The sequence below is a fragment of the Stenotrophomonas sp. 22LJNL06-5-1 genome, assembly GCF_056861455.1.
Map to the genome: position 1 here is coordinate 84557 of NZ_JBSPUE010000005.1, position 22974 is coordinate 107530.

Below are 22974 nucleotides of genomic sequence, written 5' to 3' on the forward strand. Positions count from 1 at the left end.
AGCTAGATTAGCGCCATGTCCCTGGCCTCGACCCTGCTCCGTGTCGTGCTCATGCTCAGCCTGTTGCTCAACGGGCTGAACGCGGCCATGGCCAGTGGCCACGAGGAAATGGGCCGGATGGCCCACGCAGTAGCCGCCCTTGATGGCGGCGACGCCGACTGCCACCACCACGCCGGCATGCAGGCCGACCAGGCCCCGCAGACCAAGGCCCCCGCCCACGACGCCCACTGCCAGATCAAGGACTGCGTGCGCAGCTGCGCCCAGCACCCGCTGCTGGTGGTGCAGGCGTTGCCGTTCATGGCCGGCCCGGCGTTGTCGCTGGCCCCGCAGCCGATGCCGGCCACTGGCCGTCCGGCACCGCCGCTGCCGCCGATCTCGCGTCCTCCCATCGGCTGATTCCACACGCACCGTGCGCCCTGCGCACCGTAGCCGGCCGCCTGCCGGCGTCTTTACGTGTCTGGAGTCACCACCATGAATACCCGTATTCCCCCCGGTCCGGGCGCTGTGCCCATGCCGTCGCGCCGCCTGTTCGTGCAGGGCCTGGCCGCCGGCGGCGTAGTTGCCGGCATCGCCGCTGTCGGCGTGCCGCAGCGTGCGCTCGCCGCCGCCACTGCCGCCCCACGGCTGGCCGGCGCTCCCGCCGTACTCAGCGACACCCGCATCGAACTGGCCATCGGCGAATCGCTGGCCAATTTCACCGGCCGCACCCGCCCGGCGATCACCGTCAACGGTTCGCTGCCGGCCCCGATCCTGCGCTGGCGCGAAGGCCAGACCGTGGACCTGTTCGTGCGCAACACGCTGGAACGCCATCCGACCTCGATCCACTGGCACGGCATCCTGCTGCCGGCCAACATGGACGGCGTGCCCGGCCTGAGCTTCAACGGCATCGGCCCCGGCGAGACCTACCACTACCACTTCGAGCTGAAGCAGTCGGGCACCTACTGGTACCACAGCCACTCGATGTTTCAGGAGCAGGCCGGCCTGTACGGCGCGCTGATCATCGATCCAGCCGAACCGGCGCCGTACCACCACGACCGCGAGCACGTGATCATGCTGTCCGACTGGACCGACATGGACCCGGGCGCGCTGTTCCGGCGCATGAAGAAGCTGGCCGAGCACGACAACTACTACAAGCGCACCCTGCCCGACTTCCTGCGCGATGCAAAACGCGACGGCTGGTCGGCGGCGCTGTCCGACCGTGGCATGTGGGGCCGGATGCGGATGACGCCCACCGATATCTCCGATATCAACGCGCATACCTACACCTACCTGATGAACGGCACCGCCCCGGCCGGCAACTGGACCGGCCTGTTCCGCAGTGGCGAAAAGGTGCTGCTGCGCTTCATCAACGGCGGGTCGATGACCTACTTCGACGTGCGCATCCCCGGTTTGAAGATGACCGTGGTCGCCGCTGACGGCCAGTACATCCACCCGGTCAGCATCGACGAATTCCGCATCGCTCCCGCCGAAACCTACGACGTGCTGGTCGAACCCACCGGCCAGGATGCGTTCACCATTTTCTGCCAGGACATGGGCCGCACCGGCTATGCCGCCGGTACGCTGGCGGTACGCCACGGGCTGCAGGCACCGATTCCCGCGCGCGACCCGCGCCCGTTGCTGACGATGAGCGACATGGGCCACGACATGGGCAGTGGTGGCCACGGTGGCCACGACATGGCCGCGATGAAGAGCATGGAAGGCGGCTGTGGCGCCAGCATGGGCCACGGCGCACCCGCCGGCGGCGATACCGCCAGCAAGGCACCGAAGCATCCGGCCAGCGAGCGCAACAACCCGCTGGTGGACATGCAGAGCTCGGCCACCGAACCGAAGCTGGACGACCCCGGCATCGGTCTGCGCGACAACGGCCGCCAGGTGCTGACCTACGGCGCGATGCGCAGCCTGTTCGAAGACCCGGATGGCCGCGAGCCGAGCCGCGAGATCGAACTGCACCTGACCGGCCACATGGAGAAGTTCTCCTGGTCGTTCGATGGCATCCCGTTTGCCAGCGCCGAACCGCTGCGGCTGAACTACGGCGAGCGCATGCGCATCGTGCTGGTCAACGACACCATGATGCAGCATCCGATCCACCTGCACGGCGTGTGGAGCGACCTGGAAAACGCACAGGGCGAGTTCCAGCTGCGCAAGCACACCATCGACATGCCGCCGGGCACCCGCCGCAGCTACCGCGTGCGCGCCGATGCACTCGGCCGCTGGGCCTACCACTGCCATCTGCTGTACCACATGGAAGCGGGCATGATGCGCGAAGTGAGGATCGAAGAATGAGCCGCTCACTGCTTTCCCCCAGCCTGCTGGCCCTGGGCCTGGCCGCCGCAATGCCGGTGTTCGCGCAGTCGCACGCCGGTCATGACATGGCCGCGATGGATCCGCCCGCGAAAACCGCGAAGTCTGCCAAGGCGCCGGCCGAACAGGTCGATCATTCGAAGATGGATCATTCGAAGATGGATTCGGGCGCGATGGACCACTCAGCCATGGATCACTCGAAGATGGACCATGGCGCGATGCAACCGGCGGCGATGGACCCTTCCAAGATGGATCATGCGGCGATGGGTCATGGCACGCCCGCGCCCACCGAACCGCGTGAGCCGATTCCGGTACCCACCGATGCTGATCGCGCCGCTGCGTTCCCGCCCATCGCCCACGGTGCGATGGAGCATGCGCCGGAGATCAACAGCCTGCTGCTGATTGACCGGCTTGAGCATTGGGATGGCAAGAGCAGCAACGGCCAGGCCTGGGAGGCCACGGGTTGGATCGGCGGCAACATCAACCGCCTGTGGTTGCGCACCGATGGCGAACGCAGCCGTGGCCGCACCGAATCATCGTCGCTGGAAGCGCTGTATGGCCGCAGCGTGTCGCCGTGGTGGGACGTGCTGGTCGGTGTGCGCCAGGACTTCCGGCCGGCCGACTCGCGGACGTGGGCGGCCATCGGCATCCAGGGCCTGGCGCCGTACAAGTTCGAAAGCTCGGCCACGCTGTACATGGGCTCCGGCGGCCAGGTGCTGGCCAAGGCCGAGGTCGAGTACGACGTGCTGCTGACCAACCGTTTGATCCTGCAGCCGCTGCTGGAAGCCACCGTTGCGGCCAAGGACGAGCAGGAGTACGGCATCGGCCGTGGCCTGAACAAGGTAGAGGCCGGCCTGCGCCTGCGCTACGAGTTCAGCCGTCGCTTCGCGCCCTACATCGGCATCAGTCACGAACGCAGTTTTGGCGACACCGCCGACTATGCCGGTGACCACGCGCGCGACACGCGTTGGGTCGCTGGCGTGCGCATGTGGTTCTGAGCAGCGTTACGTGAGCAGTGGCCAGCCCCGGCAGCCGCCGGGGCCGGCTACACTGCGCCACGTTCCAATGCAGGCACCGCCATGTCGTTGCAGATCCGCCGCGCCACCCTTGCCGATGTCGACGCGCTGTCGGCGATCGCCATCGCCACCTACAACGAAACCTGGGGCGATTCCTATCCGCCGCAGGAGCTGCACGATTTCCTGCAGGATCACTACAGCAGCGAACCGCAGCGCATCGAACTTTCCGACCCACGCAGTGCCATCTGGCTGTTGCTGGACGGCGACGCCGTGGTCGGTTATCTGGCCGCCGGTGCCAACACCCTGCCGCACACGGATGCACGCGAGGGCGACATCGAACTGAAGCGGTTCTACATCCTGGCTGCACACCAGAACGGCGGCCATGGCGCACGCCTGATGGATGCGTTCATGGCCTGGCTGGACCAGCCGCACCGCCGCACCCTGTGGGTGGGCGTATGGGAAGAGAACTTCGGCGCGCAGCGCTTCTACGCGCGCTACGGCTGCAGCAAGGCTGGCGAGTACGACTTCATCGTGGGCGATACCCACGACCGCGAGTTCATCCTTCGGCGGCCGTGATCACGCGCTCCATGTAGAGTCGAGCTTGCTCGACTGGCTGTTACCGCCAACAGTCGAGCATGGCTCGACGCTACAAACTAGAAATCGAACAACTCAGACAGGAAGCTGTCCTTCTTCTTTTTCTTGTAACCGTGCCCACGGTTGTCCTCGTAGCGCTGGCCCAAGTGGCGGGTATCACGATGCATCACCGGCGGCGGCGTGGTCGCCGGCTGAGCCTGCACAGGCGCAGGCGGCGGCACGGCCGCACCGGCACCGGCACCGGCACCGGCACCGGCGCGCTCGATGATCTTGTCCAGTTCGCCACGATCCAGCCAGACACCACGGCAGCTGGGGCAATAGTCGATCTCGATGCCATGGCGTTCGGCCATCTGCAGGGTCTGGGTCTTGCACACGGGGCACAGCATCGGCATTGCTCCTGTCGGTCTGGTAACGACTGTACCTGCCCTGTGATGACTGTGCGGCAACGCATGACCGATGACACAGGGACTTCCGACGCGTGCCCACATGCGTACCGCGCGGCACACTGCGCCCTTGTTCCGCAGGGAATGCGTACATGACCGTGCTGTCCCGCCTGCCCACCACCGCGCGCCTGTTGCTGGTCCTGCTGGGCGTCGGCCTTGGCCTGAACCTGCGGGATATCGCCGCGGCCATCGGCACCCCGATTCCCGCACTGCCCATGCCCTATGGCGGCAGCCTGTTGGACAACACGCTGGCGGTACTGGTGGCACTGCTGCTGGCCGCGCTGCTGCGGCCCCGTGGCATGAGCCTGCTGGCCAGCCTCGGGCTGCGCACAAACGGCTGGAGCGGTCCAATGTGGGTGTTGCTGGCCAGCCTGCCCTGTTGGCTGGGCCTGGCGCTGCTCGGTACACCGAACAAGGCACTGACCGCACTGGATGCCACGATGCTGGCGGTGCTGTTCCCGCTGGCCGAGGAAGTCCTGTTCCGAGGCCTCGGCTTCGTGCTGCTGGTGAAGATCGTGCGCGGCCCCTGGCCATGGCTCGCACTGCCGCAGGCACTGCTGTTCGGCATGGTCCACTGGCTGGGCTTCGGTGGGTTCGACGGTGGCGGCATCGCGCTGTTCGTCGGCGCGGTGATCGCCCTGGGCGGCTTCATCTTCGCCTGGCTCGACCACCTCGACGGTGACACCCTGTGGTGCGGCCTGGTCCTGCACGTTTCAATGAACCTGGCCTGGAACGTGTTCAGCCTTGATGACGCCGTTGCACTGGGCTGGCAGGCCACCGGCCTGCGCATCGGCACCGCCCTGCTCGCGGTCGCGATCCTGGCCTGGCACGTGCGTCGCCGGCGCCAGACGCGGTTGTAACGCCCACTTAGCTTGCCGTGCACGCCGGGATCACTACCGGCTTGCGCATACTTGCGCGCCTTTCGCTCCCCCTGTTGTCCGGAGTTGCCGCGTCATGTTGCTGTCCAAGCGCTTTGTGGAACCGCGCGTCCTGCTGATCGAGGACGCCGAGGAAACCCAGGAACTCAGTCGCCTCGCCCTGGAAAGCCAGGCCTGCCAGGTCACCGCTGTCAGCAGCGCCGAGGCCGCACTGGGCCTGCTCAACGCCGGCGAACCGTTCGACCTGCTGTTCACCGACGTCTGCCTGGGGGGCATCAGTGGCATCGAAACCGCCAACCGCGTGCGCGAGCACCTGCCGCAGCTGCCGATCCTGGTCACCTCCGGCATGGACCAGCACCGTGTGCTTCCGCAGCTGCGCGCCGGCATCCACTTCCTGCCCAAGCCGTACAGCATGAGCGAGCTGCTCGATGCCATCCGCCTGTGCTTCCGGCACGCAGCGGATGCCACGTTGATGCCGCCGCCGCAGGCCAGCGCGGCCTGAGGGGATCATCCACGCATGGCGTGGATCTACTGATTCCGTTTCTCGTCGGCGTGGATCTACGTCAACAACCCCGGTAGATCCACGCCATGCGTGGATTGAACCTGCGATCAACCGCTGCTGTACGGCCCGCTGCCCGGGAACACCTTCAGCAACGCGCGGGTGATCATGTCCGGGTAGACCGTGAAGTGGTCCTCGTCATCGATCACCAGGTTCTCCACTTTCAGCGAATGCCCGCTGGCGCGTAGCTGCTCGGCGAATTCGGCGTTGTGGCGCAGCATGTCGTTGCGGGTGAAATAACGCGGTTCGGGTTTGACCGTCTCGAAACTGCCGACTGACAGCACCACCGTGGTCGGCTGCATGGGCGCCGCGGCCTCGGCTTGCATGCGCGGCACAATGTGGTTGTCGAACCACAGCGACGGGCTGGACAGGATGTAGGTCCGGAACATGTCCGGGCGCGTGGTCAGCACGTAGGCACCGAACAGGCCGCCATAGGAATGGCCGGCATAGGCACGCCGCGCCGGATCGGTGCGGTAGCGCGCATCGATCATCGGCAGCACCCGCTCGGCCAGGAAATCGCGATAGTGCGCCGCGCCGCCGTAGCTCACGTCATCGCTGTAATCACGCGGATCGGTACGCGCCGGATTGCTGGGGGTGTAATCACACGAGCGGCTCTGCTTCGAAGTCAGCCCCTCCTGCGGCGGCAGCCCGACCAGGATGAAATCCTCGATGTTGACGCCCTTCTGCCCGACCATGTTGCGCACGCTGCGCACCAACGGGAAGCTGTACAGCGCATCGGTCACGTACAGCACCGGATAGCGCTTTTCAGGGTGCGCCGCATAGTCGGCCGGCAGCGCCACCCAGATCGGGTAAGCGCGCCCCACCGGGTCATGTACGCGCAGCGCTTCGGTATCCGGCAGCACCACGCCTGGCCTGGCGGTGGCCGCGCTTTCCTTCGTTTCGTTCTGCGTTGCCGGTGGTGCCACCGACTTCGCACAGCCACTCACGGCCAGGCAGGCCACCACGCTCCATACACGCACACGCTGCATCCACGCTCTCCCGTTGCGGGCGGCGCACCCGGGTGGCGCCGCTACCGCATCCTCACACGTCGTGCGATGCAGTGCCACGCCGGATCAGGGCGAGGCCGGCGGCGGTGCCGGGAACAGCGTGCGCAGCGCCTGCAAGGCGGCCGGGTGGTAGATCGTGGCGTGGGTTTCCTCCGGCAGCGGCAGGTACTTCACCAGTGGCGACGGCGAGGCTTGCTGCAGCAGCGTGGCCAACTGCGCGGCGGACGCAGCCAGCTCCGGCTGACCACTACTGGCCAGGAACACGCGCGGCTGCGCGCGCGTCACCGCCGGCAGCTGCTTGGCTGCGCCGGCCAGCATCGTGCCTCGGTTCCACCACAGGCTGGGATCCAGCGCGATGTAGCTGTTGAACAGCGTCGGCTCCTGCAGCAGCGTTTCGACCACGAACAGGCCGGCCAGCGACTCGCCGATGAGCGCACGCTCGTCGGTGGTCGGGTAGCGCTGGCGCACCTGCGGCATCAGTTCATCGCGCAGGAAGGTACGGTAGGCCGCCGAGCCACCGATGCGCGGTGCGATCTTCTGATCCTGCGGATCCTTGCTGGGGCCGGTCATGTCGCGGCGGCGCTCGGTGTTCTCGATGCCGACCAGCAGGACCGGGCGCATGCTGCCGTTGCCACTCAGTACCTGCACCAGCCCGGCCACGTGCAGGAAGTCCTCGCCGATTCCACCGTCGGCCATGTAGAGCACCGGCAGCGGCGTTTTCGGGTCCAGGTCCCAAGGCTGCGGGCGATAGACGTTGATGCGGCGGGTTTCGCCCAGCGCCTTCGACTCGATGGTGAAGGTCTCACCGATGACCAGTGGGGCGGCGGCAGGCGGCGCGGATTCGGCGGCCATCAGCGGCGCGGCGGAGACGACGGACAACAACAGCGACAGCACGATCAAGCGCATGGAGCGGCCCACCCTGGGAAAGTGCCGAGCATAACGCCAAGGCCAAGGCGTCGGCCGATTCGGCATGCCTGCACGTATGCTAAGGCGCTGCGCGATGCTTGAACTGTATCGGGGAAATGACTGCAATCGCGTTCGCTAACATTCATCGTTTCCTACAAGGAGTTGGACATGGGGGGCTTCAGCATTTGGCACTGGATCATTCTTCTGGCGGTCGTCCTGATCCCGGTCGGCATCGCAGCCGTCATCGCAGCGATTGTTCTCAGGCGAAAGTAGATCCACGCCATGCGTGGATGCGCATTCTGGGGATGCCTCAAGCGCATCCGCGATGGCGACGGCGCCGACGGCCTGCCCTGGCCGGAAACCGATCTGCCGCCCGGGCGGGAACAGGCGATGGCACACGCGGAGCGTGCCGCCATTGGCATGCTGACCGTGGCGGAAATGCTGCACGCCGCCGAACGCTGCCGGTCGATGGCCACGCCCGACCGCCATCTGGATGAGGGGCTAATCGATGGGTTGTTCTTCGCCTGCCGCGGGCTGGCGGAGCTGGTGTGCCGGGATATCCGGCCGGCGTAGTCGCCGTTGCAACCAGAACCGGTCCATACTTGGGACGGGCTGGTCGCCAGTCCCTTCGAAACCTACAAGGAGGTTTGCATGTTGAGTGCCGTGCTCATCGCCGCGCTGGCCGCCAGCCCGGCCGCGCCCGTACCGTATGCCGATTGCCTGCTCGGCAACATCCAGCCCGGGCTGTCTGATCGTGCCGTGCAACTGGTGCAGGAGGCCTGTGCTGCAAAGCATCCGGAGAGCTTCGCCGCAGCAATGGAACTGGAACGCAGAACCAGTCTGCAGCGGCTCACCTATTTCGAGGCGGCAAAAGCGGAGGCGGCGCGTTCCGCGAATGCGGCAGCGACGGCTGCGCAGGAGGCTGCCGACGCGGCGGCGGCAAAAGCCAAGGGAATGCGGGCGAAGTAGAGGCCCCGAACCAGGGCAACAAAAAAGGCACCGCATTGCGGTGCCTTTCTGAATGACCTGGGTCATTGGATGCAATGGTGGGCCGTGAAGGATTCGAACCTTCGACCAAAAGATTAAAAGTCTTCTGCTCTACCGACTGAGCTAACGGCCCATTGCACTGCCCCAGCCTTTCGGCGGGGTGGGCATTCTACCCTACTTTGGTGGGCCGGGTGAAACCCTGGTGCGCTGAGGTTGCCGGCCAGCGGCCGGCACTACCCCGATCTGGGCCGTCGGCTTAAACCTTCCGGGCCTCCGACGCATCCCAGCTGTGATTCCTGCCCGGAGCCACGGATGCGCCTGCCCTTCTGCCTCATTGCCGCCCTGCTGCTGCCCTGTACGGCATTGGCCACCCCATCCCAGGTCGTCACCGACGACATTGCCCGCTTCTGGGCCACCTATGACGCGGTGCGCGCCGAGCCCGACGTTGAACGCCAGGTCGCGCTGGTGCAGGAGCGCTACATCGATCCAGGCAGCCCCGGCCTGCATGCACTGATGCAGGTGCGCAACTACACCGCCCGCGAATACGCCGAGGCCATGCGTGCGTGGCCGCGCTTCTGGACGTCGGTACGCCCATTGACCGCCAACGCGCAGCAGGCCAGCGCCACACTGGAACGGGACCTGGCCGCCTTCCGCACCCTCTACCCCGCCCTGCGCCCGGCCACCATCACCTATGCCGTGGGCGTGCTGCGTACTGGCGGGACCACGCTGGGTGACAAGGTACTGATCGGTGCGGAGATGGCGCTGGGCGATGAGCGCGTGGACGTGAGCGAGTTGCCGGCGAACATGCGCGATCGCCTGCGGATCTTCTACGACAGCCGACCGGGCGCGAACAACGCGCAGAACAACCTGCACGAGTACGTGCATACCCAGCAGCGCGAGACCGCCGGCAGCCTGGCGCAGTACGCGGTGCGCGAAGGTGTGGCGGAGTATGTGGCCGAACGGCTCAGCGGGCGTCGGCCGGCGTTGCCGCTGTACAGCTACGGGCCCGCGCACGAAGCGGAAATCCGCACGCGCTTCGTCGCGGAGATGGACGGTGAAGATCTGGACAACTGGCTCTACAACAGTGCCCGCAATCCGTTCGGGGTGAGTGATCTGGGCTACTACGTCGGCTACCGCATCGCGCAGGAGTACATGCGCCAGCAGGCCGACGAGAAGGCCGGTGTCGCGCGGATGATCGAGCTGGACTATGCCGATGCGGGGGCGGTGCGGGCGTTTATTGAAGCATCGGGGTGGTTGCGGCAGCGGTAGCGCCGGGCCGTGTCTGGCGGACAGTGCCAACCAAGGTTGGCACCCACGGGAATGCCGGCCAGCGGCCGGCACTACCAGATTCCAGACCCCGGCAGCGCCGGGCCATGCCCGGCACCCGTATTTCAGGCGTACAGCGTCGGGTCGGGTACGCCGGCTTCGGCGAAGCCCTGCGCGCGCAGGCGGCAGGCGTCGCAGTGGCCGCAGGCGGCGCCGTTGGCGTCGGCGTTGTAGCAGGACACGGTCAGGCCGAAGTCCACGCCCAGGCGCACGCCTTCGCTGACGATCTGGCCCTTGCTGAGGAACTGCAGCGGTGCGTGCACCTTGATGCCTGCGCCTTCCACGCCCGACTTGGTGGCCAGGTTGGCCAGTGCCTGGAATGCCGCCACGAATTCGGGGCGGCAGTCCGGGTAGCCGGAGTAGTCCACGGCGTTGACGCCGCAGAAGATGTCGTTGGCGCCGAGCACTTCGGCCCAGCCCAGGGCCAGCGACAGCATGATGGTGTTGCGCGCCGGCACGTAGGTGACGGGGATGCCGGCGCCACCGGCCTCGGGCACGTCGATATCATCGGTCAGTGCCGAACCACCGATGCTGCGCAGGTCCACGTCCACGGTCTTGTGCGCGATCACACCCTGCGCCTTGGCCACGCGGGCGGCAGCATCCAGTTCGGAGGTATGGCGCTGGCCGTAGCGCACGCTCAGGGCATGCACGGCAAAGCCCTGTTCCTGGGCCATGGCGATGACGGCGGCTGAATCCATGCCGCCGGAGAGAAGCACGACTGCCTTCTTCATGGGAAAAACGTCCGGTTGGGAGGGGAAAGCCAGCACGCTGTCCCGCGCCGGAGCTACATCAGGGAACGCTGGGCGGGCTCATCGGCCCGGCTCGTCGTTCCACAGGATTTTATGCAACTGCATCTGGAAGCGCACCGGCACCCGGTCTTCGACGATCCAGTCGGCCAGCTGGCGCGCGGTGATCTCACCCTTGCTGGGCGAGAAGAACACGGTGCAACGCTTCACCAGGTCGTGCTCGGCGACCATCGCCTTGGCCCAGTCGTAATCCTCGCGGTTGCAGATGACGAACTTGATCTGGTCGCGTGCAGTCAGCAGCGGCAGGTTTTCCAGGCGGTTGCGGGCGGCCTCGGCCGAACCCGGCGTCTTGATGTCGACCACGCGCGACACGCGCGGGTCTACCGCGCTGACGTCCAGCGCGCCGGAAGTCTCCAGCGAGACATCCATGCCGGCATCGCACAGCTTCTGCAGCAGCACCAGGCAGCGCTTCTGCGCCAGCGGCTCGCCGCCGGTCACGCAGACGTGACGCACGCCCTGGGCCAACACCTCGGCCACGATGTCGTCGATGTCCCACCAGGTGCCGCCGTGGAAGGCATAGGCGGTGTCGCAGTACTGGCAACGCAACGGGCAACCGGTCAGGCGCACGAACACGGTCGGCCAGCCGGCGGTATCGGCTTCGCCCTGCAGCGAGGTGAAGATCTCGGTGATCTTCAGGCGCGGCAGCGGCGACTGCACGATCTCACTGGGCGTGGCGGCGGCGTTGGACGGGGTAACGGCGGTCATGGCGGGGAGTTCTTGGTGGGACACGTGGCGGGTGGGCTACCGTGGCCGGTAACGAAAGCAGCCGAGCATGGCTCGGCTCTACAACAGCAACCGGACGGGGTTTGCCGATCCGGAAACGAAAGCAGCCGAGCATGGGCTCGGCTCTACAGGGCACCCATTGTACGCCCGGTCAGCGGATCAGCGGATCTGCCTGCCGAGGCGGATGGACTGCAGACGGTCCTGCGCGGTGCGCGCGGCGTCCGAGCCGGGGTACTGCGCCACGACGGTCTCCAGCGTCTGCTGGGCCTGATCGACCTTGCCCTCGCCGTACTGCGAGAGGCCGACCTTGAGCAGGCCGCCAGCGGCCTTGTCATGGGTCGGATAGCGCGAGAGCAGTTCGCGGAACTGGGTCTCGGCCATCGGGAAATTGCGGGTGGCGTAGTAGCTCTCGCCCAGCCAGTACAGCGCGTTCGGCGCGTAGACGCCGTTCGGATACAGCTGCAGGAAGCTCAGGAACAGCTGCGCCGAGTCATCGTACTTGCCGGCCTTCAGCGAATCGAAGGCGACATTGTAGGAGGTGCGCTCGTCGCCGGTGGCGGCAAGGCTGCCGGCATCACCATGGACGGAAGGCGGCCGCTCGGAAGTGGCCGCCGTCGCGGGTTTTGCCGGGGCCGGAGCGGCCTTCGGCGCGCTCGCCGGAACGGGCGGCAGGGCCGGGGCGGCATTGCCCCCTTCCAACCGGTTCAGGCGGCTGTCCAGATCCAGGTACTGGTCCTGGGCGGACTGCTTGAGCTGGGCGTTGTCGTGCTGCAACTGCTCGATCGAGGCCTGCAGGCTGGTGACCTGCTGCCGCAGCTGATTGATCTGGTTCAACAGGTCCTGGTTGGCACTGTTGTTGTACATCTGCTGCTCGATCGCGCCAACGCGGTCGGCCAGGCTCTGTCGCTGTGCATGCGCCGGTGCGGCAGCCACGAGGGCTGCCGCAACGACCAGCATCAGTTTGATGCCAATGCGCATGGATTACTGCGCGGTGTAGACGATTTCGACGCGACGGTTCTGCGACCAGCAGGACTCGTTCGACTCGGTGCAGACCGGACGCTCTTCACCGTAGGACACGACGGTCAGCTGCGAAGCCGAGCCACCGTTGGCCTGCAGGGCCGAGTTGACGCCGTTGCCACGACGCTCACCCAGGGCCTGGTTGTACGCGCGCGAACCGCGCTCGTCGGTGTGGCCCTGCAGGGTGATGCGCGAGGACGGACGGTCACGCAGGTACTTGGCGTGGCAAGCCATGATGGCCTGGAATTCCGGCTTCACGTCTTCCTTGTCCAGGTCGAAGTAGACAACGCGCTGGCGCAGGCAAGCGTCGGTGTCCAGGTCGCCCGGGCCGTACAGGCCGGAGGTCGACGGAGCGGTCGGGGTGGTGGTCGAGGTGCCGGTGTCAACCGGGGCTGCCGGCTCTTCCTTCACCTTCTTCGAGCAACCGGCCAGGACGGCCACAGACAGCAGGGAAACAAGCAGAACGCGGGTGGACTTGTTCATGGCGATACCTTTGTGGCTCCTAGGCCGATGAGGGGTTCAAGACAGCGAAAATATTAACACTCTTTTAGCGCTGGGTACGGTATGGGGACCATGCCGGTTCGCGCACATCTCCGTCAGCCAGAACCAACCGCTGGCGCACGCGCGCATCGGAAGAAACGGCGTACAGCACACCACGGCCACCCTCGCGGGCGGCGTACAACACCATGCTTGCGTTGGGCGCAAAGCTCGGAGATTCATCCAGCGAACCCGGGGACAGCGTGCTCCAGCGGGGCGAACCCAGCGAGCTGTCCATCATCGCGATCTTGTAGCTGTTGCCCGAGCCCTGGGCGACGGCGATCTTCTTGCCATCGTAGGACACCGAGGGCTTGGCATTGTAGTTGCCCTGGAAGGTCACGCGCTCGGCGCTGCCGCCGCCCGCACCGACCTTGTAGACCTGCGGACGGCCGCCGCGGTCGGAGGTGAAGTACACCGCGCTGCCGTCCGGTGCCCAGGTCGGCTCGGTATCGATGGCGAAGTGGTTGGTCAGCTGGGTCAGCTGCTTGCTGCCCAGGTCCATCACGTAGATTTCCGGGTTGCCCGAACGCGACAGGGTCAGGGCCAGCTTGCGGCCGTCCGGCGAGAACGCCGGGGCGCTGTTGATGCCACGGAAGCTGGTGACCAGCTCGCGTGCGCCGGTGCCGATGTTCTGGATGTAGATGGCCGAATTGCCACGCTCGAAGCTGACGTAGGCCAGCTTGCTGCCATCCGGGCTCCACGACGGCGACAACAGCGGCTCGGCCGAACGCACGATGGTCTGCGGATTAAAGCCGTCGGAGTCGGCCACCATCAGCGCATAGCGCATGGCGTCGCCCTTGCCGCTGGCGGTCACGTAGGCGATGCGGGTCCAGAAGGCGCCGCGCACACCGGTGATCTTTTCGTAGATGGCGTCGGCCATCTGATGGGCGACATCACGCATGGCATTGCCACGGGCGGTCATCGCCAGGCCCAGCAGGCGCTCGCCCTTGGGTACGTCGAACAGTTCGTACTCGACGCGGTAGGCGCCGGCACCGGCATCAAGCACGCGGCCGACCACGATGTAGTTCTGCTTCAGCGCGCGCCAGGTGGCGAACTGGATGTCGCCGCCACGCACGGGCTTTTCGACGATCTGCGCTTCCGGCAGCGTGCGGAACTGGCCCGAGCGCTCCAGGTCGGCGCGGACCACGCCGGCGACGTCGGTCTGCGGTGCAGCCGCCGAACCCTGGTAGGGCATCGGCACGATGGTGATCGGCAGGGCGGAGGCATTGCCGCCGATGATGTCGATATCCAGCCCCTTCTGCTGCGCGACGGCAGCAAAGGGCAGCAACAGGGCCGCAAACACGGCAAGCCAGCGAGGCATCTTTTTCATGGAGCGCTCAATAGGGGGAAACCGGAACGAGGGATAGCAAAGCGGGAGTGAACCGCTTCGCAATCATGAACCAAGGGTACGTGAATTCCGGGTCAGTTCCAGCCCGTCCTCTCACACACCGTTAACGTCGTGGCTAACATCGCACCGCCTGCCCCGGTCACACCGCCCCACAGGACGGTGTTCGACAGCAGCCCCAAGCCTGCCCGGTCGAGACCGAGCGCACCAGAGGCAAGCGCGACATCCGTGGGCGCAGGTGGCCCGAGAGCCCCCCTGCCCTGCCCGCCTCAGCGATCCTGGGCGGTAAAGGTGAAGTTGAGCGTGCGCGCGAACACCGACTCGAAGCCGCGGTACGGCAGCGGCTGCGCGTTGAGCACGGCGGCCTCGATCGAACGCTTGCCGGCCTCGTCGTACGGGCAGTTCGGGCTGACCTTGGCCTGCATCACCGTGCCCCCCGGAATCTGGGTGATGGTGATGGTGCAGCGCTGGCCCAGCGGCACCGTATCCGGGCGCACCCACTGCGACAGCACCTTGGCCTGGATCGCGGCCGCGTACTTGGCCGAAAGATCATCGCTGTTGCCACCACCACCGGCGGCCGGCTGCGAGGCACCACTGGAACCAGCAGCGGCACTGCCGGCGGCATTGCGCGCGGCGGCCACCTGGCGCAGCTTCTGCTCGGCCAGCTTGGCTTCCTTCTCGGCCTGCTCGCGGCGGGCACGGATCTCGGCGATCTTCTTCTGCTTCTCGGCCTCGGCCTTGTCAGCCGCCACGCGCTCCTGCTCGGCCTGCTTCTTCTTCTCGTCCGCTTCCTGCTGCTTGGCCAGGCGCAGCTTCTGCTCTGCTTCTTCCTGGCGCTTGCGTTCGGTCAGGTCGATCTGCTCCTGGCGGCGCTTGGCTTCCTGCTCCTGCTTGGCCTTCTCCTGCGAGATGGCCAGTGCACTCACCGCTTCCTGGTCCTTGGTATCCGGCTGCGCGACACGCTCCTGCGCCTGTTGCTGCTGCGGCGTGGGGGCGTCCTGCGGGCGCGGCTCGGGAATCGGCTGCGGCGGCGGAATGGTGTCCTCGGGCACCGGGATCGGCTCGGCGACCGGCGGCGGCAGGTCCTCCAGCTTCTCCGACTGGCGCAGGGCCTGGCGTGCGGCGGAGGCCTCGGACGCGGACAGCGCCAGGCTGGCCTCGACCGAGGGGTCGCCGGCGGCGGCATCGGTGTTGCGCTCGGGCGACCAGAACCAAGCCACGATAAAGACCAGCGCAACCAGCAGGTGCACCAGCAACGCCAGCGCCAGGGGCAGGCCCCAGCCGGGTTCGCGCTGATGCGGGGGTGGCAGGGCGTCAGCGTGCATCGGTGGCCAGGCCTACCTTGTCTACCTTGGCGCGCTTGATCACATCCATCGCGGCAATGACCTTTTCATAGGCCACGGCGCGGTCGGCGGCGACGATCACGCGCACGCCCTTGTCCTGGGCGGCGATGCCGGACAGGCGACCTTCCAGTTCCTCGGCCGACACGGCGGTCGGGTCCTTGGCGTCAGGCAGCTTCAGGCTGAGCTGGCCGTCCTGGCGCACCGAGACGATCACCGGATCCTGCTTGCTCTCCAGCGCCTTGGCGTTGGACTGCGGCAGGTCGACGTCGAAGCTCAGGGTGAGCAGCGGTGCGGTGACCATGAAGATGATCAGCAGCACCAGCATGACGTCGATGTAGGGAACGACGTTGATTTCCGATTTCAGCTTGCGGCGCTTGCGGCGACCGATGGCAGCGGACATGGCTTGGACTCCCGGGTCAGGCGCTTACTCGTCGCCAGCGCTCTGGCGCTGCAGGATCGAGCTGAACTCTTCGGCAAAGGTCTCGAACCGCACCGACATGCGCTCAACGCGGGTGGTGAAGCGGTTGTAGGCCCACACCGCCGGGATCGCCACGAACAGGCCGATGGCGGTGGCGAACAGGGCTTCGGAGATGCCCGGCGCGACGGCGGCGATGCCGGCCTGCGCACCGCTGCTGATCATGTCGTGCATGGTCACCATGATGCCGAACACGGTACCGACCAGGCCCACGTACGGCGCGGTCGAGCCGATGTTGGCCAGCAGTTCCAGGTTGCGCTCAAGCTGGTCCACTTCGCGGGTGTAGGTGGTGCGCATGGCACGCTGCGCGCCTTCCAGCTGCGCGCGGCCATCCAGCCGGCGCTTGTCGCGCAGGCGGGTGTATTCGCGGAAACCGGCTTCGAAGATCGCTTCCAGGCCGCCGACATTGCGGCTGCGGTCGGTGGCCGAGCTGTACAGCTTGCCCAGGTCCGCACCGGACCAGAAGCGGTTCTCGAACTCGTCGGCTTCGCGGGTGGCCTGCTTGAACACGCGGGCCTTGCGGAAAATGATCACCCAGCTGACGAACGAGCCGACCAGCAGCAGCAGCACGATGATCTTCACCGGCAGGCTGGCCTTGGCCATCAGCTCGAGGTAGTTGATGCCGCCGCCAGTGGTGGCCTGGGCAAGGGTCTGTGTCGCGGCATTGCTGACGTCGGCCGGCAGTGCCTCGGTGACCGTGGCCTGCAGGGCCAGGAGCGTTGCGATCATCCGTTGTTCCTCAGTGTTCGGATTCGGGGTGGAGGTGGGGTTGCAGCACGGCAAGGACGGCCTCGTCCATGCCACGCGGGCGGAAACTGGCCGCTTCCAGTGCGGCGATGCGGACCTGCGCCGACAGCAGCAGCTCGCCGTCGCGCAGGATCTGCTGGTCGAAGACCATGCTGGCCTTCTTCAGCTGGACCAGGCGGGCACTCACCTGCAGGGTGTCATCCAGCCGTGCCGGCTTGATGAAATCCATCTGCATCGAGCGCACCGCGAAGACCATCCCATGCTCGGCGCGCATGCGCTCCTGGCCGTAGCCCAGCGCACGCATCCATTCGGTCCGGGCCCGTTCCATGAAGGCCACGTAGCGGGCGTGGTAGACCACGCCACCTGCGTCGGTATCTTCCCAGTAAATGCGTGTCGGCCAACTGAATCGGGGCTCAACCGACATCGGGAACCTCCGCGAACAGGTCCTGCGGCGGGTTCTTCGGCTTCAGGCCCATGTGCCGGTAGGCCTTGTGGGTAGCCATGCGGCCGCGCGCGGTACGCACCAGGAAGCCCTGCTGGATCAGGTAGGGTTCAACCACGTCTTCCAGCGTGCCGCGCTCTTCGGACAGCGCCGCAGCCAGCGATTCGATGCCGACCGGGCCACCATCGAAGTAGTCGACCATGGTCTTGAGCAGGCGCCGGTCAAGCTCGTCGAAGCCTTCCGGGTCGACCTTGAGCATCTTCATCGCAGCCTGTGCCACGGCCTCGTCAATGTGGCCGCCGGCCTTCACCTGCGCGTAGTCGCGCACGCGGCGCAGCAGGCGGTTGGCGATACGCGGGGTGCCACGCGCGCGGCGCGCGATCTCCCCTGCCCCGTCGGCAGTGCAGTCGATGGCCAGGATGGCCGCCGAGCGGCGCACGATGCGGGTCAGCTCTTCGACGCTGTAGAACTCCAGGCGCTGCACGATGCCGAAGCGGTCGCGCAGCGGCGCGGTCAGCAGGCCGGCACGGGTGGTGGCACCGATCAGGGTGAACGGTGGCAGGTCGATCTTGATCGAGCGGGCGGCGGGGCCCTCGCCGATCATGATGTCGATCTGGAAATCTTCCATCGCCGGGTACAGCACTTCCTCCACCACCGGCGACAGGCGATGGATCTCGTCGATGAAGAGCACATCGTGCGGCTGCAGGTTGGTCAGCAGCGCGGCGAGGTCGCCGGCCTTTTCGATCACCGGGCCGGAGGTGACCCGCAGGGCCACGCCCAGCTCGTTGGCGATGACATGGCTGAGGGTGGTCTTGCCCAGGCCGGGCGGCCCGAAGATCAGCACGTGGTCGAGCGCGTCGCCACGCCCCTTGGCCGCCTGGATGTAGATTTCCATCTGCTCGCGCACCGGCACCTGGCCGAGGTAGTCGGCAAGGCGCTTGGGGCGGATGCTGGCGTCGGCGGCGTCATCCTCGCGGGTGGCGCCGGCGCCGATGATGCGGTCGTCGGTCATGTGCTGATTATGCGGCAAAAGCGGGGGTTTCGGCCGGGCTGCGCCCGGCACCCGCAGAGGCAACGTCAACGTCAACGTCAAATGCGAATCCACTGGGGATGGCGGGGTGGGTCCGGTCGCGGGGGACGCCGTGAACCCGTCCTTGGGGGCTTGGCCGCGGCATCCATGCCGCGGACACCCCCGCAACCGGACCCACCCCGCCTTCGACAGTTTTCTGCGGTCTGTCGGAACGGCGTTCTGCTTTGGTGGGTGCCGACCGTTGGTCGGCACGGGGTAGGATCTGGTAGGTGTCGACCATGGTCGACACGGTAGATCCGCGCCATGCGTGGATGGAACGGTGCAGCCGAGCGATGCCCAGCTGCTGGCGCGGAACACTTCGGGAAGTCAAGCCCCCTTGTTGTTCAAGGGGGCGCGCCGATAGGCGGGGGGATAAGGTGGAATGCGTGCGGGGCCCACGGTTTGCGCAGCAAATCGTGGGACGTAGCGCAGGTGGAGATTAGATCTCCACCTGCGCGCCCAGTTCCACAAGGCGGTTGCCCGGAATACGGAAGAAGCCGGTGGCCGGGGCGGCGTTGCGATGCATCAGCGCGAACAGCTTGTCGCGCCAGATCGGCATGCCGCGGTTGGCGGTGGCCACAATGGTTTCGCGGCTGGCGAAGAAGGTGGTGTCCATCGGATCGAAATAGATGCCACCGTGGTCGCAAGAGCGCATCAGCGCCAGCGGCACGTCCGGGGTCTCCATGAAGCCGAAGCGCACATAGACCCGATAGAACTCGTCGCCCACCGATTCGATCTTCAGCCGCTGCCCTTCCATCGCATACGGAATCGGCAGGGTTTCCACGTGCAGGAACACGTTGCGCTCGTGCAGCACCTTGTTGTGCTTGAGGTTGTGCATCAGCGCGTGCGGGGCCACGGTCGGGTCGGCGGTGAGGAACACCGCGGTGCCCGGCACGCGTACCGGCGGTGCCAGCATCAGGCCCGGCAGGAAGGTATCCAGGCGGATGCCGTCCTTGCGGATCTCATCGCGCAGCAGCTCGCGGCCACGGCGCCAGGTACGCATCATGGTGAACAGGAAGATGCCCAGCACCACCGGGAACCAGGCGCCCTGCAGCAGCTTGGCGCCGTTGGCGATGACGAAGCCGAGGTCGATGACGAAGAACACCACGCACAGCGGCAGGATCCACTTGCGTGCCTTCGGCCACAGCGAGCGCGCCACCAGGGCCAGCAGCAGGGTGTCGATCAGCATGGTGGCCGACACCGAAATGCCGTAGGCCACGGCCAGGTTGGACGAGCTGCGGAAGGCCAGCACCAGGCCGATCACCATCACCGCGATGCCCCAGTTGATGCCCGGGATGTAGATCTGGCCGATGGTGTCGTGCGAGGTGTGCTTGATGCGCATGCGCGGGATGTAGCCCAGCTGCATGGCCTGGCGCGAGACCGAGAACGCACCGGTGATGACCGACTGCGAGGCAATCACCGCCGCCATGGTGGCCAGGATGATCATCGGGTACAGCGCCCACGACGGCACTGCCTCGAAGAACGGATTCTTCACCGCCTCGGGGTGATTGAGCACCAGTGCGCCCTGCCCCAGGTAGTTCAGCACCAGGCACGGCAGCACGAAGAAGTACCAGGCGTGGCGGATCGGCTTGGCACCGAAGTGACCCATGTCGGCATACAGCGCCTCACCGCCGGTCACCGCCAGCACCACCGCGCCGAGGATGAAGATGCTGTGCCAGCCATGCTCCATGAAGAAGCGGATGGCCCACCACGGGTTGAACGCCTTCAGCACTTCCGGTGCATCGACGATGTTGTAGATGCCGATCGCCGCCAGCGAGATGAACCAGATCGAGGTGATCGGCCCGAACAGCTTGCCGATCTTCGCGGTGCCGAAGCGCTGTACCGCGAACACCGCCAGCAGTACCACCACGGTGATCGGCACGATGAAGGCGTGCAGTCCTGGCGCGGCGACCTCCAGGCCTTCCACCGCACCCAGCACCGATATCGCTGGCGTGATCACGCCATCGCCGAAGAACAGCGAGGCACCGAAAATGCCGAGAATGCCGACCACGTAGGCCGAACGCGAACCATTGCGCAGCGTGCGCTGGGTCAGCGCCATCAGCGCCATGATGCCGCCTTCGCCATCGTTGTCGGCGCGCATGATGATGGTCACGTACTTCAGCGTGACCACGATGTTCAGCGCCCAGAACGCCAGCGACAGCACGCCCAGTACGGTGTCGTGGTCACTGTTGAGCCCGTAGTGCGGCGAGAACGCCTCCTTCAGGGTGTACAGCGGGCTGGTACCGATATCGCCGAAGACCACGCCGATCGCACCGATGATCAGCGCCAGGCCTCCGGCTGGAGGGGCGTGACCATGGCCGCCAGGGGCGGCTGCGTGCGGGGTTTGACTGCTGGACATGGGACTCCTGGCGAAGCTCAGGCGGTTGGTTGGGGGAAAGAAATGCGGGTCAGCGCAGCGCCGACTGCAGCGCCTTGCGGATCACGGTGGCCACTTCGTCACCTTCATTGAAGGCATCGCGGGCCATGCGTGCCGCTTCGGCCGGCTTGTAGCCCAGCTGCTGCAGGGCCACGGTGGCATCGGACAGCGGGTCGGCCGGGGCCGGGCCACTGCCGGTGGGCAGCGCGCCGCCGGCACCAAACTGGGCGGCACGGTCACGCAGCTCCAGCACCATGCGCTCGGCGGTCTTCTTGCCGATGCCCGGAATGCGGGTCAGCGCGGTGATGTCACCGGCCTGGACCATGCGCGCGAACTCCTCGACGGTGACGCCGGACAGCACGGCCAGCGCGATCTTCGCGCCGATGCCACTGACCTTCTGCACGTCGCGGAACAGGCGCCGCTCACCCTCGCGCAGGAAGCCGTACAGCGAAACGCTGTCTTCCTTCTGCGAGTAATGGGTGTACAGGGTGACCTCGCGGCCGAGCTCGGGCAGGTCGTAGAAGGTGCTCATCGGCGCCTCCAGCTCGTAGCCCACTCCGTTCACGTCCACCACCAGCCACGGCGGCGCCTTGTAGGCGACGATGCCGCGCAGTCGACCGATCATTGCGTGCAGCTCCTCATTTGCGGCCCCACGCCTGGCGGGTACTGAGCCCCAGGCGGTTGGCCGTCGCCCTTACGTGGGCATGGGTGATCGCCACCGCCAACGCGTCGGCCGCGTCGGCCTGCAGCTTGGTTTTCAGGTTGAGCATGAGCCCGACCATGTGTTGAACCTGTTGCTTTTCGGCGCCACCGCGGCCAACCACCGCCAGCTTGATCTCGCTGGCGGCATATTCATGCACCGGCAGGTCGCGCAGCACCACGGCGGAAATCGCCGCGCCACGGGCCTGGCCCAGCTTCAGCGCCGAATCGGGGTTGCGGGCCATGAACACGCGTTCGATGGCCACTTCCTGCGGCTGGTACTCGCGGCACAGGTCGGCCAGGCCGAGCACCAGCAGTTTCATGCGCTGCGGGAAATCATCGGCTCCCAGCAGCACCAGCGGCTGGTGGTGCACGTGGCTGACGCGGCCGGCGGCGTCGACATCAATGATGCCGACCCCGGTCCGCTGCGAACCGGGGTCGATGCCGAGGATGCGGGTCATGCTGCACTCCTGGCGGGGCGGAACGGTATGCGCTGGCAGGCGTATGGGCTCATGACTGTCCGCGGTGACCGTTCAACGGCCCGCGCCCAGACCGTCGAAGACGGCTCAGGCGTAGGCGTCGGCGCCGAGTTCGGCGTTGGAGTACACGTCCTGCACGTCGTCTAGGTCTTCAAGCATGTCCAGCAGCTTCTTGACCTGCAGGGCAACCTCGCCCTCGACCTTGATGTCGTTGTCCGCGCGGAAGGTGATTTCGGCGTGGTCGGCGACATGGCCGGCGGCGGCCATTGCGTCCTTGACCGCGTTGAACGCGTCAGGGCTGGTGACCACGTCGATCGCGCCGTCTTCCGGGTAGACCACGATGTCGTCGGCGCCGGCCTCGATGGCGACCTCGGTGATCGCTTCTTCATCGGCACCGGCGGCGAAATGCAGCACGCCCAGGCGCTTGAACATGAAGGCGACCGAGCCTTCGGTGCCCATGTTGCCGCCGCACTTGCTGAACGCATGGCGGACATCGGCCACGGTGCGCACGCGGTTGTCGGTCAGGCAGTCGACGATCACGGCCACGCCACCCGGGGCGTAGCCCTCGTAGCGGATTTCCTCGTAATCGACGCCTTCCAGTTCACCGGTGGCCTTCTTGATGGCGCGCTCGATCACGTCCTTGGACATGTTCACGGCCAGGCCCTTGTCCATGGCCACGCGCAGGCGCGGGTTGTTGTTGGGGTCGCCTCCACCGCCGCGCGCGGCAACGCCGATCTCGCGGATGATCTTGGTGAAAATCTTGCCGCGCTTCGCGTCGGACGCGTTCTTGCGGGCTTCGATGGAGGGGCCTCTACCCATGGGTGCTACCGTCTGGCTGCTTCAGGATCAAGGCGCGGATTCTACCTGATCGGGGGCGGCAACCGTGTCTAGGGCGGGC

The 22974-nt window shown here is 66.5% G+C and carries 26 protein-coding genes and 1 tRNA gene; 9 read left to right on the forward strand and 18 right to left on the reverse strand.

Going from position 1 to position 22974, the window contains the following annotated elements:
• The first annotated feature begins 15 nt into the window (after positions 1-15).
• The 4 genes from AC13GF_RS12265 to AC13GF_RS12280 all read left to right on the forward strand — a co-directional run bounded on the left by AC13GF_RS12265 (position 16) and on the right by AC13GF_RS12280 (position 3893).
• On the forward strand, positions 16-396 hold the full coding sequence (locus tag AC13GF_RS12265) for a CopL family metal-binding regulatory protein (protein ID WP_483004785.1): 381 nt from the start codon (positions 16-18) through the stop codon (positions 394-396).
• Positions 397-471: 75 nt separating this feature from the next.
• Positions 472-2283 carry a copper resistance system multicopper oxidase gene (locus tag AC13GF_RS12270; RefSeq protein ID WP_483004786.1) on the forward strand — a complete coding sequence of 604 codons (1812 nt, stop codon included), beginning with the start codon at positions 472-474 and terminating at the stop codon, positions 2281-2283.
• Positions 2280-3299 carry a copper resistance protein B gene (locus AC13GF_RS12275; protein WP_483004787.1) on the forward strand — a complete coding sequence of 340 codons (1020 nt, stop codon included), beginning with the start codon at positions 2280-2282 and terminating at the stop codon, positions 3297-3299. Before AC13GF_RS12270 ends, AC13GF_RS12275 begins: the two co-directional genes overlap by 4 nt.
• 81 nt (positions 3300-3380) lie before the next feature.
• Entirely contained in the window at positions 3381-3893 is a 513-nt protein-coding gene (locus tag AC13GF_RS12280; protein WP_483004788.1) for a GNAT family N-acetyltransferase, read from the forward strand.
• Between the two features lie 77 nt (positions 3894-3970).
• Here the strand turns inward: AC13GF_RS12280 and AC13GF_RS12285 are convergent, their stop codons facing one another.
• Positions 3971-4297: a TFIIB-type zinc ribbon-containing protein gene (locus tag AC13GF_RS12285; protein ID WP_483004789.1), complete on the reverse strand. Its 327-nt coding sequence runs from the start codon at positions 4295-4297 to the stop codon at positions 3971-3973.
• 149 nt (positions 4298-4446) lie between these two features.
• Between AC13GF_RS12285 and AC13GF_RS12290 the strand changes: the two genes are divergently transcribed.
• Positions 4447-5214, forward strand: a complete 768-nt coding sequence (locus AC13GF_RS12290; protein ID WP_483004790.1) for a CPBP family glutamic-type intramembrane protease — start codon at positions 4447-4449, stop codon at positions 5212-5214.
• 94 nt (positions 5215-5308) lie between these two features.
• Complete coding sequence (locus AC13GF_RS12295) at positions 5309-5734, forward strand: response regulator (RefSeq protein WP_006385818.1); 426 nt, start codon at positions 5309-5311, stop codon at positions 5732-5734.
• A 107-nt stretch (positions 5735-5841) separates the two neighbouring features.
• Here the strand turns inward: AC13GF_RS12295 and AC13GF_RS12300 are convergent, their stop codons facing one another.
• On the reverse strand, positions 5842-6780 hold the full coding sequence (locus AC13GF_RS12300; RefSeq protein WP_483004791.1) for an alpha/beta hydrolase: 939 nt from the start codon (positions 6778-6780) through the stop codon (positions 5842-5844).
• A gap of 84 nt (positions 6781-6864) precedes the next feature.
• Positions 6865-7704, reverse strand: coding sequence for an alpha/beta hydrolase (locus AC13GF_RS12305; RefSeq protein WP_483004792.1), 840 nt, complete (start codon positions 7702-7704; stop codon positions 6865-6867).
• Between the two features lie 282 nt (positions 7705-7986).
• Here AC13GF_RS12305 and AC13GF_RS12310 point away from each other — a divergent pair, with 282 nt between their 5' ends.
• On the forward strand, positions 7987-8277 hold the full coding sequence (locus AC13GF_RS12310) for a hypothetical protein (RefSeq protein ID WP_483004793.1): 291 nt from the start codon (positions 7987-7989) through the stop codon (positions 8275-8277).
• Positions 8278-8355: 78 nt separating this feature from the next.
• Positions 8356-8673, forward strand: a complete 318-nt coding sequence (locus tag AC13GF_RS12315; protein ID WP_483004794.1) for a hypothetical protein — start codon at positions 8356-8358, stop codon at positions 8671-8673.
• A 75-nt stretch (positions 8674-8748) separates the two neighbouring features.
• On the opposite strand, the gene AC13GF_RS12320 is transcribed toward AC13GF_RS12315, so the two are convergent.
• Positions 8749-8824, reverse strand: a tRNA-Lys gene (locus AC13GF_RS12320).
• A gap of 179 nt (positions 8825-9003) precedes the next feature.
• On the opposite strand from AC13GF_RS12320, the gene AC13GF_RS12325 reads away from it, so the two are divergent.
• Positions 9004-9960, forward strand: coding sequence for a DUF2268 domain-containing putative Zn-dependent protease (locus tag AC13GF_RS12325; RefSeq protein WP_483004795.1), 957 nt, complete (start codon positions 9004-9006; stop codon positions 9958-9960).
• A gap of 122 nt (positions 9961-10082) precedes the next feature.
• Here the strand turns inward: AC13GF_RS12325 and queC are convergent, their stop codons facing one another.
• The 14 genes from queC to AC13GF_RS12395 all read right to left on the reverse strand — a co-directional run bounded on the left by queC (position 10083) and on the right by AC13GF_RS12395 (position 22895).
• Positions 10083-10748 (reverse strand): 7-cyano-7-deazaguanine synthase QueC, encoded by a 666-nt coding sequence (queC, locus tag AC13GF_RS12330; RefSeq protein ID WP_126929637.1) that lies wholly within the window; start codon positions 10746-10748, stop codon positions 10083-10085.
• A gap of 78 nt (positions 10749-10826) precedes the next feature.
• Positions 10827-11528 (reverse strand): 7-carboxy-7-deazaguanine synthase QueE, encoded by a 702-nt coding sequence (gene queE, locus AC13GF_RS12335; protein WP_483004796.1) that lies wholly within the window; start codon positions 11526-11528, stop codon positions 10827-10829.
• Positions 11529-11705: 177 nt separating this feature from the next.
• Positions 11706-12524, reverse strand: a complete 819-nt coding sequence (ybgF, locus tag AC13GF_RS12340) for a tol-pal system protein YbgF (RefSeq protein ID WP_126929639.1) — start codon at positions 12522-12524, stop codon at positions 11706-11708.
• Positions 12525-12527: 3 nt separating this feature from the next.
• The gene (gene pal / locus AC13GF_RS12345) at positions 12528-13046 is read right to left on the reverse strand and encodes a peptidoglycan-associated lipoprotein Pal (protein WP_032128527.1); all 519 of its coding nucleotides are present in this window, start codon (positions 13044-13046) and stop codon (positions 12528-12530) included.
• A gap of 64 nt (positions 13047-13110) precedes the next feature.
• On the reverse strand, positions 13111-14430 hold the full coding sequence (gene tolB / locus AC13GF_RS12350; RefSeq protein WP_126929640.1) for a Tol-Pal system beta propeller repeat protein TolB: 1320 nt from the start codon (positions 14428-14430) through the stop codon (positions 13111-13113).
• Between the two features lie 284 nt (positions 14431-14714).
• On the reverse strand, positions 14715-15770 hold the full coding sequence (gene tolA / locus AC13GF_RS12355) for a cell envelope integrity protein TolA (protein WP_483004797.1): 1056 nt from the start codon (positions 15768-15770) through the stop codon (positions 14715-14717).
• Positions 15760-16188: a protein TolR gene (gene tolR / locus AC13GF_RS12360; RefSeq protein WP_483004798.1), complete on the reverse strand. Its 429-nt coding sequence runs from the start codon at positions 16186-16188 to the stop codon at positions 15760-15762. Before tolR ends, tolA begins: the two co-directional genes overlap by 11 nt.
• A 24-nt stretch (positions 16189-16212) precedes the next feature.
• On the reverse strand, positions 16213-16992 hold the full coding sequence (gene tolQ, locus AC13GF_RS12365) for a protein TolQ (protein WP_006438802.1): 780 nt from the start codon (positions 16990-16992) through the stop codon (positions 16213-16215).
• 10 nt (positions 16993-17002) lie between these two features.
• On the reverse strand, positions 17003-17434 hold the full coding sequence (gene ybgC, locus AC13GF_RS12370) for a tol-pal system-associated acyl-CoA thioesterase (RefSeq protein WP_071229045.1): 432 nt from the start codon (positions 17432-17434) through the stop codon (positions 17003-17005).
• Complete coding sequence (gene ruvB / locus AC13GF_RS12375; RefSeq protein WP_010481595.1) at positions 17424-18464, reverse strand: Holliday junction branch migration DNA helicase RuvB; 1041 nt, start codon at positions 18462-18464, stop codon at positions 17424-17426. Before ruvB ends, ybgC begins: the two co-directional genes overlap by 11 nt.
• Positions 18465-18960: 496 nt before the next feature.
• Positions 18961-20880 carry a potassium transporter Kup gene (locus AC13GF_RS12380; RefSeq protein ID WP_032128529.1) on the reverse strand — a complete coding sequence of 640 codons (1920 nt, stop codon included), beginning with the start codon at positions 20878-20880 and terminating at the stop codon, positions 18961-18963.
• Between the two features lie 49 nt (positions 20881-20929).
• A complete protein-coding gene (gene ruvA / locus AC13GF_RS12385) occupies positions 20930-21523 on the reverse strand; it encodes a Holliday junction branch migration protein RuvA (protein WP_005410756.1) in 594 nt (197 codons plus the stop codon).
• A gap of 13 nt (positions 21524-21536) precedes the next feature.
• Positions 21537-22058 (reverse strand): crossover junction endodeoxyribonuclease RuvC, encoded by a 522-nt coding sequence (gene ruvC, locus AC13GF_RS12390; RefSeq protein WP_126929983.1) that lies wholly within the window; start codon positions 22056-22058, stop codon positions 21537-21539.
• A 105-nt stretch (positions 22059-22163) separates the two neighbouring features.
• Positions 22164-22895, reverse strand: a complete 732-nt coding sequence (locus AC13GF_RS12395) for a YebC/PmpR family DNA-binding transcriptional regulator (protein WP_054172363.1) — start codon at positions 22893-22895, stop codon at positions 22164-22166.
• Positions 22896-22974 lie beyond the last annotated feature (79 nt).